Source organism: Vibrio alginolyticus NBRC 15630 = ATCC 17749, assembly GCF_000354175.2.
GTDB classification, from domain to species: domain Bacteria; phylum Pseudomonadota; class Gammaproteobacteria; order Enterobacterales; family Vibrionaceae; genus Vibrio; species Vibrio alginolyticus.
This window is the reverse complement of the sequence record NC_022359.1, coordinates 855065-873533: the sequence shown is the minus strand read 5'-3', so window position 1 is coordinate 873533 and position 18469 is coordinate 855065. Positions and strand designations below refer to the sequence as shown.

Here is an 18469-nt window from a genome sequence, read left to right as displayed (position 1 = left end):
TGCACAATGGTGCAAATAAATGGTGTTTAGGCAGAAAACTGACTATTGAGTGCGACGTACATGGCATTGGTCTCTTTCCAACCAGAAATGCGATGATCGCTTGTGAAATGATAAAATGTGGACTGGTTGTGACGCCAGTTAATGTCCATCAAGCTGTATGCGTAACCCGCATCAGCGTAAAACGGAGTAGTGAGATCGCCGACAAAATCTACGTGCTCGTCATCAAGCCCTTCCCGTAAGTAAGACGTCCAGCGCTGAGAGTTAAACAAAGCAACGGAATCGAGACTTGCATGGCCTTCAGATACTGGAGATTGAGAGCTTTCTTCTGAAGCTTCAGAAAAATCGACGGAAGAGTTTGGCGATACACTTACGGCTACAAAAGGTTGTAGCTTAGAAAAGTGCGGTACGTGAGCCTTGTGATCGATTTGCGCAGCAGATACATGCACTGGTAGCAATACCATTGCAAATAGCAGCAAAATCAATTTTCTAAGGTAAATCCAAGGCATAGGAACTCACTAAAAAAACAAAGAACCAAGTTAGGTCACTTGGCTTAATGATAGTATTCCTATTGATTATGGTTCACAACTAAAAAGTTATAAATCTCTGATTTCAGGTTTGCATCGTTATTGCTTTTATCAAAACGTCTTTAGAGAACGAGTGTAATTAGTGGTGAGCTATCGATAAAAAATCTCGCCCTTATCAACATCTAAGTAGATCTTATTCTCTTGCTCCAAACCGCCACAATAGATGAAGTAAACGTTGCGCTTTTTGAACGTCACAGAACGCACCCAACCACCGAGCTCCTCAAAATCACTCGGATCACAGGTTTCATCGTCTAACAATTGCTGTGTTTTCTTACGGAAAATATCCAAGTGAACTTTTAAATCATCCGACTTCTGTAGGTATTCATCCAATATCTCTAAGCGCTCTTGCTCTTTAATAACTGGCTCTGCATCCGATAACCCTTCAGCATTCAACCATTCGGCTTTTTCTTCTCCACCCTCTTCATAGACAAGATAACCGGAGATTCGGTACCACCCATCTACTTTTTCTAACACCGATACTTTTTCTCCCTTATAGAGCGTATCGACAACTAAAGCATTAAGGTTAGGCTTGTTGTAAACATTGACACGACGCTCAATAACGTAGTACTCGGTAACTTCCGGGGGAGCGACTTCTAAATCCAGAATCGGTTTGGATGTTTCTTTTTGCAGTGACGATTGCTCGACTTGTGTAGCCTTTGGTGCTTCAGGTTCATCTTTCTGCATAAAGAAGAAATAGTATCCAGCCCCCGCTCCGCCGAGCAACAGCATGACAATCAATGCGACGAGAATTTTCTTCATGCCCTTTTCCTTTTCATTCTTTATTCTTATCCCACCAGCAGCACGCATGTCGTAGAAATTTGGGTATATACTCAAAAGAGCAGGTCAACTAACGCGAGCAATAATGATCAACAGACTCAATTGGATACTACTATTTCTTCTGTTCCCGATAACGGGGCACGCCAATATTCAATGTAACCCATCGTCGTGGAATGACAATCTTACCCAATTCAATCGTTTAGAGTCCAATTACAATCAGCATGTTGAGGTATTCAATACACTTTTGACCGAACATAAACAGCGTCAGTTATTGTCCGAAACCTTTTCACTGCATGAGCTCGTGCTACTTTGGCGTGCCAAGTCGAACCAAAATGTGTTCAAAGCGCAATTAAAAGCATCGATTCAATACAAAGAAGAGCTCACAACTAAAGCGAATCAGCTGCTTAAATTGAGCACACAATCCCAATGGTCAGCAAATGGGTGGGAGATACTGGCCCAGAAGTGCCGCGAGTCAAACAAAACAGCCAATCAAATAACTGCGGAATGGTATAACACCAACGCTTTGGAACTTGCTGAAGATTACAAGCGCCTCTCTTCACAATATCAAACTCTGTCACAAGTCTATGATAAAGAAGCTCGAGCGCTTCAATACGCTCAAGATGTTTCGAAGTAAAAACAGAGCCAGTTTTGAATAGACGATGTTGGTTTTTCACTCCAATATTGGACGTTATTCGTGCTTTTTATCTTTCCTTAGTCGTGAATGATATCAAATGTAAATAATGGGATTGTTCCCTTTGACAAACTTGACTAAACCATGACCAAGACAATCAATTTATAGAGACATACGTCACATTAATGCTTTACTTATGGACATTTTTTGGTTAGTTTAGCCATTAATAAAATTTAATAAAAAGTCACATTTGGCTGGAGATGATGCTACAAACATGGTTATCAATCGATTAAGTAACAGGGAATGTCCTAATGCTACCAAAGCCAAGTTTTTGTCAGTAGTTAGGCACGTAAAAGAGTTCGGTTCAATCAGTGATTTGGATCTGTGTAAAATCTTCGGAGAAACAATATGGAGTGATGGGAGGGAATACCATTCAGCCGCGTTCTCATTCAAGGTTGATAGATACACAGGTAACTGTGAAATCTCACAATACAAAAACCAATAAGGCTTAAGAATTTATAAAGCGGAGTCAGGAAACGGACTCCGCTTTTTTGATCATGGCAATCGTAAAGTCGTGCTCGGAGTACCCCTCAATCAATCGTGTATTCGGACACAGCAACCGACAATAGCGAAAGACACCTTCTTTATTGTGCGACGCTAACATTTTCATGCTGGGTAGTTTGGATTCATCCAACAAGTTAAACACACAACCTTTCTCTGTCGCTCGGAACATTTTATCAATCATTTCAATGGCATGATTTGGGTTGGTGGATTGATAGTTCAATGATCCGGAAGCAAAAACAAAATCGCAACGAGGCAATACCAACGTTGAAAAGTCGCCACATATAAACTTACTTTGCGTACGAAAATCTCGTTTTCTGGCTTCAGAGATAAATTGTTTTTGCTGATCAATGCCAATATAGCTTTGAGGAAGCCCCCCCGTAAGTTCGATAAACGCTAACAAGTCTCCGTAGCCGCACCCAATATCTAAAATACTTGAACCGTCTAACGTTAACCCTCGACACAACGCCTCAAAACGGCTGATCTGACTATACTTATCTGCCCATCCCAGAGTTCGGGCTCTGTCTTTACCAAACTGTCTATATCGCTTTCGATGATAGTGGGCAATCTTAAGTCTATCGAAAAATTTCATCTTTCTTATGCATAAATCGGCAAACTGCCATTTCCTTTCACTTGTCTAATCGCCAGGTGGGTATGAATATCTTTCACATTTTCTAATCGCTGTAACTTTCTAGTAAATGTTTCATAACCAGCGAGATCTTTACTGACCACCTCTAACAGGTAATCATAGGCCCCTGATACGACATGGCATGAGATCACTTCATCCATCTCAACAACGGCATGTTCAAACTCATCAATCGAAGAAGCTTGGTGGTTATTTAAACTCACTTCAACAAATACAGTCATCGCGATGCCTACAGTGTCTCTGGACACAATAGCTCGATAACCACTTATTACACCTTCCTGCTCCAAACGCTTAATGCGTCTTGCACAAGGTGATGCCGATAGCCCTACTTGGTCAGCAAGTTCTGCAGTTGTCAGAGTGGCATCCTTCTGCATTAGGTTGATAAGTTGCCTGTCAATTTTATCCATTTATTCTTCCGTGCCTTTAATCACTAACAATTAACATTTATACGCAATTTATCACCAACATCAAGCCTAATTACGTCAAACTTTGCCTCCCTTTGGCAAGAGTTTTATTCAACAATTAACACATCATTTACAAATGGACATGTCGATAATGATCTTGGGATACGCAGCTATATTAACGACCTTACTGCTTTGGTCTGGTTTCTTTATTTCTTTAAAAGGGGGCGCAATTTCTGCCTTGCAGCCAGCCGATATCGCGTTAGTTCGCTTTCTCATCCCAAGTATAATTTTATTACCATTTGTGATTAAGCATAAACAGTCGCTGCGCGTCGTGCCTAAACGCTACCTGGTTGGTGTTGTGGTTGGAAGCGGCCTTCCCTATCTTCTGGTCGTCGGAACGGCTATGCATTTCGCTCCCGTGGCGCACGGCAGTGCATTAGTACCTGGCACTTTGCCATTGTTTGTTTCTGCTATCGCGGTACTTTGTTATCAACAGTCGCTGAGTGCTCACCGCTTAATCGGGCTTTCTACGGTGTTGTTAGGGATTTTCGTATTCCTTCTTTCTAATAGCGGCGCAGAGTACAACTGGTCTCAATTACAAGGGCATATCCTGTTTCTAACTGGCAGCATCATGTGGGCTGCTTTCACCATCAGCGCTCGTGTCGCCAATCTTAATGCACACGTCTGTGCAGGATTCGTTGCAATTGCGTCTTTGGCTCTGCTCATCATCGCCGTTGGTTTCGGGTGGGTAGACAGTTATTTGGTGGTAACACCGTTCAGCCAGTGGCAATGGGAGGAGTTATTTGGCCACGCGATGCTACAAGGTGTTGGCGCAGGTTTAATCGCTTCTTTCACTTTCATTTATGCAATTAGGATCATCGGTGCCGAAGCCAGCGCAGCTTTTGGTTCATTAACTCCAGTCGTCGCGACACTTCTTGCCGTTCCAATTTTTGGTGAACAACCAGATTCTCTCACTTGGTTAGCGCTGATGTTGGTCACATGCGGCAGTATTGTGGCAAGCCAAATCTTTATGAAAGGTGGAATGAGCCAAACTTATCGCCCACCACTTCACAGATAGCGATGATTTTACAAAAACTTATGCCTTACTATCTTGAATAACAAAATGGCGTTTTGATAGCCTCAGCTCAACTAATAATTAAAACGCCAATGTGATGCCAGCCACTCATACTAAAGATGAACTGCATAGGTTTCTCAAACCGGGAATGAAACTTTCTACTAATTTCGAATTTGGGCCTAAGGATCAATATACGTATTCCACCACCTATCTGGGGATGAAAGAAAATGCTTATTTGATTCTTGATATACCAATGCGTTTGCTTGAAGAGCAAGTGATGAGAAAACTCCCCAACGCCGATGTCATCGTGCGTGGTGTATCAGATACGGAGTTAGGCCATGTCATTGCGTTTAAGTCCAGCGTACTGACGACGACCGTTCGACCATCCCCCCTTTTGTTTATCCGCATTCCAGGAACATTTGCAACCAAACCAGTTCGAGAACATGAGCGTTACAAGTTGCAAATGGACTGTAACGTTATTCATGCAGGGAATGTCTACGACGGTAGCCTTATCGATTTCTCTCTAGCAGGTGTTGGTATATCAACCTTGATTGAGCCCGAATTCAACGTGGGTGAGAGTGTTACCATCGAATGCCCGTTAAGCCACTATATCGGAGAAGAAAATCGATGTGTCATTGCCAACATTAAGAAATTGGCGAAGGGATGGGTAGTTGGAATTAAGTTTGCTAGTTCCATTGAGATGACTCACGAACTAAAAACAGAGTTACTGGAGCAATCCTTTCTAACCAGTAACGTCTGAAATTACTGCTCGCTAAAGCGCGTCGCCTCAAAGCTGTTGAGTATTCTGTGAACCGTATAGGTCACAAGCAGCGTCGCAACAATAGCAAACAAAATACTGCTCACGCGATACAGCGCACTGAACATTAAGTCACCATCCGGAGTAAGATATTGGCCGAACAAAATGCCTAATGTGGTTAAGCCGCCAAATCCGGCTCCCGAACCGCTAGATTCTTTCACGTGCATATAGCTGAACATCATAGCCCCAATCCAAAGCAATGGGACGATAAACAATAAAGTATCCGACCAATCGTATAATACAAGTTGTCCGACGATACCAAAGGTCACCCCCATCAAGGTTCCCATTGCTCTTTTTCGCGCATACCCTAAAGCACCGTTCCAATGCATAGGAAACAATAAAAGCAAGGTTGTCGCCTGAGCAGACATAGAGTCACTGAGGTCAAATAGCTGGAATACAAGGAAAGACATTGTAGCGATACTCGCCCCCATAAGGGCTTCATGACGCATTCGATGACTCTGTTTAGGCTGCGACGGTTTCGCTGGTGGCTGACGAGGTTCCGCATCGGGAATCAAAAATGTCACCACATAAGCAACGATCACTGAAATAACATTCGCTTGCAGGTTGCTAAATATTAGGTCATTTAAGTCAGTGGTTGGATAACTCGCAAAGTGCAGCATGATGCTTAAGCTCAGTACGCTGTTCGCTCCAAATAAGAATAAGCTCCCTTTTGACATACAGGCGAATTTATACAGGAACAACCCGAATGCAATGATTGTCATCATGCCTGGGTGCCCACCAAATAACCCACCAAGCACACCAACTTCTAATCCACACACAACCGCTGAAAAAATCAGTTGTCGTGCGGCATGTAGACTCATGACTGGCACCATTCCAAGTAACAGCATCGGGGTTACAGTAAAGAATACGCCATAGTTCCAACCAAATACTTTACACAAAGTGAAACCAATGGTCGCACCAGTTGCAATGCGCAAACACTGACGGAAGTCGTTTTCCGACATGGGGTGGTCCCATAACTTCATATCGCCTCCTCGTTAATAAATATAATGAAGAAGACTCAAGAATTGGATCTGGCACCTCGCTAACCAACCAGATAATGAGTTTTCTGGCAACAACTGCACGGTTGCTCGTGCCCCTGCTGGAAATGCGCGCTGCTGAGGTTCATCGATAGCTAAATGTAAACGTAAGCGCTGCGCGTCTCTCACCCAACGGTTTGAGTCAGTTGGTGTTGCTAAGCGACCATCCGCATCGAATTGACCCGAGCTGACCCCGGCATCCACACTCGTAATACGAGCTTCAAATACATCACCAGGTAAGCTATCAAAAGCCACTAACGCACGGCTGTTCTGATTAAAGTGTCGTAAACTCTTTTCACGAAAGTCGGCAATGATATCCACGTCATCGGAGACTAAAGCGACAAGAGGTGTACCAGCTGCCGCATAGGCCCCCGTCTCCAGCTGCAAGTTAGCGACAACGCCATCATGTTCCGCCGAGACTTGAGTGTAAGACAGATTAAGTTCCGCTTGTTTTAGCTGGTTTTGCGCTACGCGGATATTCACATTCGTCGCGCCTAAATCACCGCGGTTTACTTCCAACTCTTTTAAACGAGCACGTGCGGCCAGTAAGTTCGCTTTAGCTGCCGTTGCACTGCTCTGTGCGTCATCGCGCTGCTGTTGCGAAGTACCATTACGGTGAAACAGGGTATTAAGACGTTTTGCTTCGCGAACTTTTTGTTCCGCCACGATTTTGCTCGCTTCAACGTCTGCTTTTGCCGCAGCAATAGAAGCATCAAGTTGTTCGTTGTTTTGAATCACACGCTCAAGGTTAAGTTGAGCCTTTTCTACGGCGAGCTGATAAGGCTGGGGATCAATCTGAAATAGTAGATCGCCTTGGCTTATTTCTTGGTTGTTGGCAACATAAAGATGCGTAATCTGCCCACTCACACGGGGGGCCACTTTAGTTACCACACGCGTTGCCATTGCCTGAGGCGTCAACGGCATGGCGAGATCTGCAACTAGAAAATAGGCAAAGACAAGGACAAACGCGACGCAAGAATATTTGATCCAACGTGCGAATTTTTGATCTGGAGTCATAGGCGTTTACTTCTCTTTTTATTCGGTTTTCTGACTTATTCGCTAAGTGAATCAAGCGCATTGTGAGCAATCTGATCAAGAATCAATGAAAGCTGCTGAAGTTCCTGGTCGTTGATGTCCGTTAGGAGCTTGCTTCGAACTTGAAGAATCCGAGCCTCCATTTGCTTTAGTAGGGTTTTCCCCTCTTCTGTGAGGCTAACAATACGTGCTCGCTTATCGTGTTCACAGCAATGGCGAGTGATCAGAGATTGCTCTTCTAATAATTTTAATGTTCGCATCAACGACGCTAACTCGATCTCAAGCGCTTCAGCCAAATGCTTCTGACTGATGTTGTCACCCATTCGATAAAGCTTCCATAACGCAGTCCAACGCGGATACGTCAGGTTTAAAGGCTCTAACTCGCGATCTGCAACCATTTTCCACAAACGAGCAACACGAGATAATTTTTCAGCCAGAGAAAGGTCTCGCAAACTGTTGATGTCTTGAATCATAAGATCTACTCAATTACTTAGCGTGCTAAGCAATATAAAATAGTTAGCACGCTAAGTAAATATCTTTTTGTGATTGAAATCACGCTGGGTGTGTCAGTGAAGGGGCAGAAATCTAAGTAACACAACACTATGTTTGAATTTGAAATGCAGCGATGTACACAACAAACGTCGAGACCAATAAAGTCTGATTTGTATAAGAGTAAAAGGGTCAGATACAAAAAAGCACAACCCACAGTCATGGTGTTGTGCTTTTCAGATAATGAATAATTGGGTTATCCCGTAGTGAGCCAATTATTCATGTTCGCTCGACTAAGAACCGCTGCTTAAAATCCACAAATGCTTCATGGAGCGCATTTTCTTTAATCGGCTTGAGAAGCACGTAATTCGCACCCGATTCCATAAAGGCGTCACTGGTTTCTTTCGCGGTGTCAGCAGTACACGCATAAATTGGCGTGCCTAGTTTTAGCTTTTGTCGGATCTCTTTGGTCGTTTCAATTCCACCAAGATGCGGAAGTTGGTTGTCCATCAGTATCAAATCGTAAGTATGATCTTTTAAGAATTCCATTGCTTCTAACCCATCTTTCGCCCAATCAACCTGCATTTTGTACTTGTTACAAAACGCTTTTAGAATGAATGCGTTAGTATGGTTATCCTCTACCAACAACACTTTGAGACTCTCTGCAAATAGTTCACCTGGCTTAACTCGCAAACTCGAATCAAGAGGGGTGAGTACTCGCTCACGATCTTTCACTGGCATTGTAATGACAAAAGTCGTTCCTAAGCCTTTCTGACTGCGGACTTGAACTTCACCTTCCAGCATATCGACAAGGCTCTTCACAATGGTCAGCCCTAAGCCACTGCCACCGTATTCTCGAGTCGTTGTTGCTTCTTCTTGAACAAAAGGTTCGAACATTTGGTCGAGTTTGTCAGACTCGATGCCGATACCTGTATCCGTAATTTCCACGACCAGCACGCTATTGTCAGCGCCATAGAACTGCTCAAGTTCAGCATGCAAGCGCACGCTACCCGAGGGCGTAAACTTTACTGAGTTACTGACTAGGTTGAATAAAATTTGGTTCAGACGAACTTGGTCAGTAAAAATTTCAACATTGGGATCTATTTTGTTTTCAATGACAAGGTTGACGCCTTTACTTTCACAAATAGGACGATAAATGTTTTCTAACGTTCGAATTGTATCAGTGAAAGAAAACGGGTGCTTTTGGATATTAAACTTACCCTGCTCAATCTTCGAAAAGTCCAAAATATCATTCAAAACAGCAAGTAAGTGCTCACCACTATGCCGAAGTACGTCAATTTGGTTATTCTGCTCTTCTGTTTCCACAGAGTCTTTTAGCAATTGAGCAACCCCTAAAATTCCATTGATTGGCGTTCGGATCTCATGGCTCATTTTAGCCAGAAAGTCGGCACGGGCTTGAGCAGATTTTTCTGCTTCTTTGCGCGCCAAGTTACTCTGTTTTTCCGCCTCAATAAGCGTGGTTATATCCTGACCTTGAACAATAATACCGCTAATATCTCCATCAACTCGAATCGGCGATAAGTTCCAGCGATATACTTTGTCTCCAATTGGCACATTAACGCCTGTCAACGTAGCTCCCTGAGCCGCCATGCGAAGGTGTGGCATCAACTTTTCTTTGAAACCTTTGAACACTGGGTGCATGGTTTCAACATCGTTTTCCATGACTAACTCTTTGCGTGCTGCCGGATTGATTTGGACAAGTACACCCGATTCAGACCACACCATAATAGGTGATAACGCAAAGTTAAACAGGTCGCGGAAAGACCGCTTTTGTGCTTCAAGCTCTTCAAAAGTGTTTTCTAGTGTCGAACCAATATGATCGAATTCCTCAATATCTGACCCCTCAAAACGCTCAAATCCTTTTTCTTCACGAGCCGATCGGGTATATGCCATCAGGGATCCTAACTCTTCAACTACTCGATTCTCGATCCATTCTTTAGTCATTAGCGCAATCATGACCATACCGATAACTGAGGCTAGCATTGCTAGCAGGTGTTGGATTTGCAATGTCACCACGCTCTGATTGTCTTGCACAGTAAGCAAGCACAAGTCAGTCTCGGCGGCATTTACCTCAATAGGGGTTTTGATGATCAATAATTGGTCAAGCTTGTGCTGGGACTCTCGTCGTTTGAGTACGTCAAATATTTGATAAGCCTCATCTCCTACTAATGAGCTTGCCAATGGTGTGTTGTTAGCGACCAACACAACATTGTCGACGTTGCCTTCATTTTTTAACCTTTCCATCAACCCAAAGTTATTATCTAAAACAACAACATTGTAAGAGTACCCCATCACTTCACCGGTTTTAGGTTGTAAAACGGGTACACGACGAAGTAAAAGATGGCGAGTTCCCATCGGGGTCTGTGAGGGTAGATAATACCAGTTGTTGCTAAAGGTCACTTGACTGGCAAGTCGGCTAAGTATCAGGTTGTTGATGCCATAGAAATGCGCGTTGCCATCGTCCCAAATAATACCTTGATGATCGGTTAGGAAACGAAACTCTGGTGTATGGGAAGGATCACTCTGGTCAATACTCATGAAAAAGTAATTGAGTGCCTCTTCATCACGTTCTGTATAAAAATCCAATACAACATCACTTTTCGAATTGCTGTTGTGATGAATCTGAATCGCTGCAAAATGGCTATCAAAAATGTTCAGGATCAGGGCAGAGGTCTGCTGCTTGGTTCGGTCGACTTCCTGCCAAATAATCTGCTTCGAGAAGTAATAACTCTGAACAAAGATGCCTAGAATGATCGGAGCAAGTACGAGAATAATTATTTTGGTAATAAGCGTCGACAGTGAGCGACGCTTTCTTGTTTTTGATGTAGTTGTCATCAATTATCTGAGTATCTAAATGCACGTTTTCTTAATGCTTCAATTCTTTCTGGAGAGTCCGATTTGGTAACGACTTCAAAATCACCAGAGTAAACGGTGGGAACTGGCTTTCCTTCTAAATCCCACTTAATGGCCTCAGCCATTGCAATACCTGTATCATCGTTCATACGCATAACGGTAACGTCTAACTCCCCTTTAGAAAGCGCCTCTAACTCTGCTGAACCGCCGCCCCAACCATTGATCATGACATCATCACGACCTAACTCTTTAAGAGCGTCAACAGCACCTAATGCTACATCGGTAGAACACGCGTAAATGAAGTCAACGTCCGGATACTTCTCCAAACTGGCTTTTGCAGCTTCATACCCAGATTGCTTTGTTGCTTTGGTGTAGTAAGCAGATTGTAGTTCAAATTGATTATCGCGGTTCACTTGGTTGATAAAAGTGTTGCCTCTGATGTCACTAATGTAGCCCTCTGAGAAGTAGAGAACACTATAGTGGCTATGTTTAGGGAAACGCTTGCCAAACTCAACGGCCAATTCACGACTTCCTTCTGCGTGGTCGAAACCAACATAAAGAAACGGCTGATGATGTTCCCAATCCCTAACAGGTGTGGTGATATTTTGTAAAATTAACTTGGTTTTCTTTGAATCTAAGACATGCTCAACAAACTTACGATGTCTTGTGGTATCTAGAGTAAAGATCAAGTAATCGGAGTTGCTTTTCAGCGCCTCCATTAAAGACAAACTTTGCTGCTTTATATCTGCATTAGGACGAGTAAACACTTGATTTAGTTGATAGTCGATATCAAGCTTATCTAGGCGTTTTTCAAACGCATCGATGTTTCGAATCCAATAATCAGAGATCTGCTGCCCTGGATAAACAACAGAAATTTTCAGTGGACGCTTTTTGTCTTTTGCTACGGGTACAGGGGTTTCTCTTACCACTTCAGCCAACGCACTAGTTAACTGCTTCTGTTGTGGAAACTGGTCTAAAAACTCTTGATATGCCCAATACCCATTAAGAACTTGGTTCTTGGTCTGAGTGGATGCAAATAAAGTACATTGAGTCGCTTCCTTTGTCTCGATGACGTAGAGACATTTCGCGCTTTTCATATTCAGGACCTTTAAACAGAACACCAACCCATTATGCGTCAGTTTATTCCTACATGGTACTCCAAAAACAAAAAGAAACCGCCAATGTGACATAGGCGGTTTCCGTGTATCTTTGCGTAGCAAGGGCTTATCAGAGTGCCACTATCTCTAACATCATTTGTTGATGTTCGTCGACGACAATATTTGCTTTTGACATAACGAGCAGCTCTTTTTTCGCTTTAGTTAGTTGCTTAATATAGTACTCTGCTCGCATGGCAAGCGTCTTTGAGTCAAAATCCGATGACCATTCCAATACCAAAGGGCCTTTTCCCTTCAAAGCTTTCGCTCCTTTTCCGGTTTGGTGCTGATTGAATCTTCGTTCAACATCATTGGTAACACCACAATACAACGCGTTGCGGTTATTTCGTATCAGATAGACACTCCAACGCTGCGTTGTATTTTCCATCATGAAAGCAGTGACTCAACCTTAGCTTTTAATTCATCCAGCTCTTCTTTCAGCTGAGCGACTTCGAGCTCTAGCTGACTTACTCGATCGGAGCTCGAGCTTGCAGCAGACACAGGCGCTGCAAGTTCGGACGCATCAACATCACCACAGAACAAATGCATATAACGCGACTCCCGCTTACCAGCCTCACGTGGTAATTTGACCACTAATGGTCCTTTCTCTTCGCTTGCTAAATGCTCAAGGACCGTTTCCACTTCTTTTACATCATGAAATGTCGCGAGACGATTAGTACGAGTACGAATTTCCCCAGGTGTTTGAGCACCGCGCAAAAGCATACAGCATACAATGCCCTTCTCCTGCTCTGTCAGCTTTAAATCACCAAATTCCGTATTACAGAAACGGTGTTGATACTTGCTGACGCGGCTGTTGAACGCACTTTCGTCACTGACGAGCCTGCGCTCAATAAGAGCATCAACGGCATCGAGAACGTCTGACTCAGAGAGTGACATCACGGGATCACGGTTGCTTTTTTGATTACACGCGTTGGTTAATGCGTTTAGGCTGAGGGGGTAAAGATCTGGGGTAGTGACTTCTTTTTCGATCAAGCAACCAATAACTCGTGCTTCAATTGCCGTTAGCTCAACTTTCATAATGCATTTCCTTATTATTTTTGCATTTGACTTTGTACCTAAATCGCTTCGAAATCATACGCCATAAATTCACACAGCAGTGCAAGAAGCGTTAGCGGTTCAGGTGTTGGTGTCAGGCTAAAGCATAGCGTAAGACCTGACACCCCTTACGAATAGGGTCAGGTATCAATGCTCCGAGAGAATCGGCACTCTCGTCAAATTGCCATCTTGGTCGACCATCATTATTTTTGAACGATTAAGCTCAACTTCGATGATTTCGAGTTGCTCACGGGCGTTGATATACGCCGTTTTTAACTTTTCAGCCACAGAGCGAGTGACTTGCTCATTATCTTGACTATTTACTTGCTCCGCAGTGTTACCAGAGTCCATATCAAGTTCATCATTTTGCATTCAATGGTGTTGATAATATAGTGAAGGCCACGTTATGACAATGAATCGATGGATTCTACGATGTTGGCCAAAACTCGAAGAAAGCAGCACGATTATATGTACACAGCGCAATTGGTTGAGAAATGTTCAACTCTGCATTGCTATTGATCTAAAGACTGTTATGCCACTGGATGTTGTGCTTTAATCGAGGAAGATATTCATAAAATTAGGAAAGAGAACTATGAGTAGCGTATTTGAAATCGTTAACCAAGCTCGTCGTAAAAACAAACTAAAACGTGAGCTTCTTGATAACGAGAAGAAAGTTCGTGATAACCGCAAACGTGTTGATCTTCTAGAAAACCTTCTAGACTACATCAAACCAGAAATGACTCACGATGAAATCGTCGCAATCATCAAAAATATGAAAGCAGACTATGAAGATCGTGTTGATGACCACATCATTAAAAGCGCTGAGATCTCTAAAGCACGTCGTGACATCAGCCGTCGCATTCGTGAGCTGACTGAAGAAGACAAGCAAACTAGCGGCAAAAAATAAACGCGTAAGCTAGATTTTCGAACCCCGAGCAAGAATATCTTCCTCGGGGTTTATTTTTGTCTCTAAACTAACCGCCGTGTACAATCAATCTAACTCTTATTCCTAACGCATTCAGCTTTCTATGTCTTCAACTACGACAAGTACACAACCAACGCTTGCAAAACAATTATTTACGATGACCTGGCCAATGCTTTTTGGCGTTCTGTCTTTAATGAGCTTTCAGCTTGTGGATAGCGCGTTTATCGGTCAGCTCGGCGTTTTACCGTTAGCCGCTCAAGGTTTCACTCTGCCTTTGCAAATGGTCATTATCGGCATTCAAGTCGGTCTAGGAATCGCAACGACAGCGGTCATTTCTAAAGCTCTTGGAGCGAATGAAAGTCGGTATGCCAAACAACTTGGCGGATTAGTATTGATGATCGGCTCAATTGGTGTCGCTATTTTTGGCGGGCTAATTTGGCTTTTGCGCTCCCCCATTTTAGCTCTATTAAGCGCTCCAGAATCTGTTATGCCGATAATCGACAGTTACTGGCCTTGGTGGTTATTAAGCTCATGGACTGGTGCGGTTTTGTATTTTTATTACAGTATCTGCCGAGCTAATGGCAATACAATGTTACCTGGCACAATGATGATGATAACCAGCGGCGTGAACCTTGTACTCGATCCGCTATTTATTTTCACGTTTGACTTGGGTATTAACGGAGCGGCAATAGCAACCATCGTCGCTTTTGGGTTTGGTATTTTAGTCGTCGCTCCTCGCGTGAAGAAGAATCACTGGGCAACGACACAATGGCAAGATCTTAACGTAGCCAAAAGTGTTGCATCTATCGGTAACATTATGGGCCCCGCGATGATTAGCCAACTGCTGCCACCGTTGTCTTCCATGCTAGCAACAAAATTATTGGCGAGCTTTGGAACCGCAGCAGTCGCCGCTTGGGCGCTTGGTTCACGCTATGAGTTCTTTGCTATCGTTTCGGTCTTGGCGCTGACAATGTCTATGCCTCCAATGGTTGGACGCTTACTTGGAGCAAAGAACTATGAAGATATCCAAAGGCTCGTCAGTATTGCCGTAAAATTCATTCTAGGTTTCCAACTTTTGATTGCTGCCATTACATTTGCCGTCGCAAAACCACTCGCATTATTGATGACAAGTGATGTGCAAGTGGAGCAAGTCTTGGAGATGCATTTACTGATAGTGCCGATCAGTTTGGGTTCATTAGGGGTTTGTATGCTAATGGTTTCTCTTTGTAATGCATTAGGCAAATCTTACACCGCGCTCACTATTTCAGCGCTGCGCTTGTTTGTCTTTTTCCTACCGTGCTTGTGGGTTGGCGCTCAAATGGATGGAATCCGAGGTTTACTCTTAGGCGCTTGTATCGGCAACCTGTTAGCTGGTGTTTCCGCATACCTAACCTATCGCCAAACCATACGCAAACTCGCAGGCGCTCAAGCCAGCGCACAACAATGAATAATCAGAACTAAGCCCCTGAAGTGGGGCTTTATCGTTTTGACACCTTGTCTAAGTTGAAATGTTAGCTAGGCGAGTTTTAATTCACTAAAGAGCTCAAATAACTGGTTCGATTTATACGGCTTAGGTAAATAAGCATCCATGCCTGCCGCAAAACAGTTGTGGATGTCTTCTTCCAAAACACTCGCAGTGAGTGCGATAATCATCGTTTTTTCGCGTCCTGCTTTCTTTTCCCAACGACGAATTTCTTTCGTCGCGGTCAGTCCATCCATCACGGGCATCATGCAGTCCATTAAAATTGCATCGAATTCTTCTCCCTTTGTGATGGCTTCTAACGCTTCTTGACCGTTGCTTGTTATCAAATAGTCATAACCTGCTTTATCCAGAAAAAAACTCGCTATTTTCTGGTTCATCAAATTATCCTCCGCAATTAAGATCCTCCGATGAGAGCGCGACGCTCGATATTCAGAGCTGACAACATTATTGGTGACATTGTCACTTGATATAGTCTTTTCAACCTTAGCTAAATCATCAATGACATGCTTAAATCGATTGCCAAGGAAAGGTAATGTGAGTACGGCATGTACTTTTTCTGCATTTTCGTAGGGAGTGGATAAATGATGCTGGCAAATAATCACACGGCGAAGATCGTAATTAAATGATAGATTATCCAAGATTTCATCGGTATTAGCGTCGTTACTGTGGCACAGAAATATGACATCAAAGTCATCATTTATCGCTTGCACTTCATTCACATTATTAACACCAAAGAGATTGATTTTCGCTAAGCGACACTCTTTTAATACTTGGTCGGCGTAGTCGTAATTTGAGCAGATCAAAAGCCCTTTATTAATCATCTCCGAACGCCAGCCAAACACCGGAATTGCTTCAACCTCAATCGAGAATTCAAAGCATGTGCCCACTCCTTTTGTAGATGTTGCTACGAGCTTGCCCCCCATCATCGACACAAGCTGACAACAAATTGCCAAACCCAACCCTGTGCCGCCAAATTGCCTCGACACTCCTTCATCTTCCTGAGTAAAGGGTTCAAAAATCGTGGTTAACTTATCTTGATCAATGCCTATTCCGGTATCTTCTACTTTAAACGTCAGCACTCCACGTTCTTTCTCAAGTAACTCCTCATAACTAACATCAACGCATACATGCCCACTTTCGGTAAACTTAACCGCATTCGATACCAGATTCGTAACTACCTGTTTGACACGATGATCATCGACCATCACGCGAATGGGGATATTTTCAGCTAAATTAATACCTAACTTTAGCTGTTTAGATGTTGCTTTGGATTGGAATAAAATCATCGACTGATACACGACTTCTCGGATATCCGCTTCTACTAGTGACAGCTCCAATCGTCCAGACTCGATTTTAGAGAGATCCAATATATCGTTAAGTAAAGTGAGCAGTGTTTGAGATGAGGAGTCAATGTCATCAACAACTTCTTGTTGATGCGAAGACAACTCACTTTGAGAGAGTATTTCTGTCATGCCCATGATCCCGTTAAGGGGCGTGCGTATTTCATGTGACATGTTGGCAAGAAACACAGATTTTGCACGATTAGCCGATACTGCTGACTCTTTTGCATGCAGTATTTCTTCAGTTTGTCTCTGCATTTCTTCAACCACTCGATTCACTTGCTGAGCAAAAATGGTCAGTTCATCACTTCCATCAACTTTGACTTTTGTTTGCTTCTCTTCGGAGTTGATCAACGCGTTTAAAGTATGAATGATCGCATCGAGTTTGCTGTTAACTCGGAACCAAGTACTAAATCCGAGCCAACAAAGCAGGATAACCACTAAGGCGACGCCAAAACTGATCATCGCTATATTGGCCTTTTGTTCATGAACCTGCGTGAGAAGCGACTGCTCAGTTTGTTTGGTGAACCCATCAATGAGCACTTGTAAGCGCTGCACACGAAAATCGAGTTCTTTTAAATACGCGGCGTAGTCACTTTGTGACATGTCTCCTGAGATTAATTGTCCGCGAGACGCCAAGTTTCTCTGATATCTCGGCGAAGTAAACAAGCCAAGCAATTTATCCACTTGCTCGTATGACCCACCTAAGTTTAAAAACGCATCCAAATTTTGCTGCTGTCGGTCAATCGCCTGATAAAACATACTTTGACTTAGCCAACTCTTAGGGTCTTGGACTAAACGGTTCGTCAGCCAAGCTTCTTTCTGTGTCCAAAAAGAGAGCTGAGCAAAGTAGGCAATAAAATTTTGCATGCGAATGCCATCGTCACTGCCATACCATTGATGATTTTGCAACAAAGAGCGCGACATATTTTGGAGCTGTTGAAATGCCCAATCACCCAGGTCGTCCATCTCACTCAATCTACCTGACAATACCCCCAGCATGGCTTCTTTCAGTTCATCAGCATACTCAGCAGTATTAGGGTTACTCACAAACTTTTGATGCAAAGAAGAAATAACTTCACCTTGCTCTTCAATATTAATGGCTGCAGAGACTTGAAGATCAGGCTGTCGGCGTACTTTCTCTATGGAGTAAATAAAGTGGGAGGCCTTGGATATCAATTGGAAACCTTGAATATTGCTAACCGTTTGATTGAGACGGCTCACGCGCAACGCATTATCAGAAAACTGCTGAACTGCAAATACCACTATTACCACAGCGGGTAATAGTGCGAGGAGTGCTAAGCGTGTTTTTATTGATAATCTCAACATCCATCAGCCTAATGGTTGATTTCATCCGTTTATTTAATATTAGACTAGTTTCTTGCATTGAAAGGCATATACGACATTGTTACTTTCAAACAACATTCACCTACCTAGACTATGGTTATTGTGAGTGTTTTATCATCGGCTAATGCAGTAAAAATTGTGATTTAAGTCATATTTTTTGATCTTAAAGTTGGATGCAAACAATAAAGTTTCACTCACAACTAAGAGTCGCATCACTTTTCAGGAAATCATCTA

Annotated in this window: 17 protein-coding genes and 1 pseudogene; 5 read left to right on the top strand and 13 right to left on the bottom strand. The window is 43.1% G+C overall.

Translation table 11 applies throughout. The features are described 5' to 3' along the window. Positions 1-26 precede the first annotated feature (26 nt). Both N646_RS19325 and N646_RS19320 read right to left on the bottom strand, forming a co-directional pair. Complete coding sequence (locus N646_RS19325) at positions 27-506, bottom strand: hypothetical protein (protein WP_017819886.1); 480 nt, start codon at positions 504-506, stop codon at positions 27-29. 168 nt (positions 507-674) lie between these two features. Continuing rightward, positions 675-1343 (bottom strand): SH3 domain-containing protein, encoded by a 669-nt coding sequence (locus N646_RS19320; RefSeq protein WP_017819885.1) that lies wholly within the window; start codon positions 1341-1343, stop codon positions 675-677. Positions 1344-1446: 103 nt separating this feature from the next. Between N646_RS19320 and N646_RS19315 the strand changes: the two genes are divergently transcribed. Further along, positions 1447-1995, top strand: a complete 549-nt coding sequence (locus N646_RS19315) for a hypothetical protein (protein ID WP_017635183.1) — start codon at positions 1447-1449, stop codon at positions 1993-1995. Positions 1996-2521: 526 nt separating this feature from the next. Here the strand turns inward: N646_RS19315 and N646_RS19310 are convergent. Further along, positions 2522-3145, bottom strand: coding sequence for a class I SAM-dependent methyltransferase (locus N646_RS19310; protein ID WP_017819884.1), 624 nt, complete (start codon positions 3143-3145; stop codon positions 2522-2524). A 5-nt stretch (positions 3146-3150) separates the two neighbouring features. Continuing rightward, the gene (locus tag N646_RS19305; protein WP_005373581.1) at positions 3151-3606 is read right to left on the bottom strand and encodes an Lrp/AsnC family transcriptional regulator; all 456 of its coding nucleotides are present in this window, start codon (positions 3604-3606) and stop codon (positions 3151-3153) included. Between the two features lie 148 nt (positions 3607-3754). Here N646_RS19305 and N646_RS19300 point away from each other — a divergent pair, with 148 nt between their 5' ends. Both N646_RS19300 and N646_RS19295 read left to right on the top strand, forming a co-directional pair. Then, positions 3755-4681 carry a DMT family transporter gene (locus tag N646_RS19300; protein ID WP_017819883.1) on the top strand — a complete coding sequence of 309 codons (927 nt, stop codon included), beginning with the start codon at positions 3755-3757 and terminating at the stop codon, positions 4679-4681. A gap of 94 nt (positions 4682-4775) precedes the next feature. After that, a complete protein-coding gene (locus tag N646_RS19295; RefSeq protein WP_017819882.1) occupies positions 4776-5438 on the top strand; it encodes a flagellar brake protein in 663 nt (220 codons plus the stop codon). 2 nt (positions 5439-5440) lie between these two features. Here N646_RS19295 and N646_RS19290 read toward each other — a convergent pair whose 3' ends face one another. The 8 genes and pseudogenes from N646_RS19290 to N646_RS19255 form a co-directional block, all read right to left on the bottom strand. Beyond that, a complete protein-coding gene (locus N646_RS19290) occupies positions 5441-6478 on the bottom strand; it encodes a DUF2955 domain-containing protein (protein ID WP_017635179.1) in 1038 nt (345 codons plus the stop codon). A gap of 12 nt (positions 6479-6490) precedes the next feature. Continuing rightward, positions 6491-7549: an HlyD family secretion protein gene (locus tag N646_RS19285; protein WP_017635178.1), complete on the bottom strand. Its 1059-nt coding sequence runs from the start codon at positions 7547-7549 to the stop codon at positions 6491-6493. Between the two features lie 35 nt (positions 7550-7584). Next, positions 7585-8040: a transcriptional regulator SlyA gene (gene slyA, locus N646_RS19280; protein ID WP_005373589.1), complete on the bottom strand. Its 456-nt coding sequence runs from the start codon at positions 8038-8040 to the stop codon at positions 7585-7587. 295 nt (positions 8041-8335) lie between these two features. Continuing rightward, positions 8336-10912: a quorum-sensing autoinducer 2 sensor kinase/phosphatase LuxQ gene (gene luxQ, locus N646_RS19275; protein WP_017819881.1), complete on the bottom strand. Its 2577-nt coding sequence runs from the start codon at positions 10910-10912 to the stop codon at positions 8336-8338. Further along, positions 10912-11940: pseudogene (locus tag N646_RS19270) on the bottom strand (autoinducer 2-binding periplasmic protein LuxP); the annotation flags it as partial. The gene luxQ and the pseudogene N646_RS19270, both read right to left, overlap by 1 nt. A 217-nt stretch (positions 11941-12157) precedes the next feature. Then, a complete protein-coding gene (locus N646_RS19265; RefSeq protein ID WP_005373593.1) occupies positions 12158-12475 on the bottom strand; it encodes a GIY-YIG nuclease family protein in 318 nt (105 codons plus the stop codon). Then, complete coding sequence (locus N646_RS19260) at positions 12472-13122, bottom strand: YceH family protein (protein WP_005373594.1); 651 nt, start codon at positions 13120-13122, stop codon at positions 12472-12474. Before N646_RS19260 ends, N646_RS19265 begins: the two co-directional genes overlap by 4 nt. Before the next feature lie 165 nt (positions 13123-13287). Beyond that, complete coding sequence (locus N646_RS19255; protein WP_005385630.1) at positions 13288-13512, bottom strand: hypothetical protein; 225 nt, start codon at positions 13510-13512, stop codon at positions 13288-13290. Positions 13513-13732: 220 nt separating this feature from the next. On the opposite strand from N646_RS19255, the gene N646_RS19250 reads away from it, so the two are divergent. Both N646_RS19250 and N646_RS19245 read left to right on the top strand, forming a co-directional pair. Continuing rightward, positions 13733-14047: a DUF496 family protein gene (locus N646_RS19250; protein ID WP_005373603.1), complete on the top strand. Its 315-nt coding sequence runs from the start codon at positions 13733-13735 to the stop codon at positions 14045-14047. 121 nt (positions 14048-14168) lie between these two features. After that, on the top strand, positions 14169-15512 hold the full coding sequence (locus N646_RS19245; protein ID WP_017819879.1) for an MATE family efflux transporter: 1344 nt from the start codon (positions 14169-14171) through the stop codon (positions 15510-15512). A gap of 68 nt (positions 15513-15580) precedes the next feature. Here N646_RS19245 and N646_RS19240 read toward each other — a convergent pair whose 3' ends face one another. Further along, a complete protein-coding gene (locus N646_RS19240; RefSeq protein ID WP_017819878.1) occupies positions 15581-18217 on the bottom strand; it encodes a hybrid sensor histidine kinase/response regulator in 2637 nt (878 codons plus the stop codon). Positions 18218-18469: the final 252 nt, after the last annotated feature.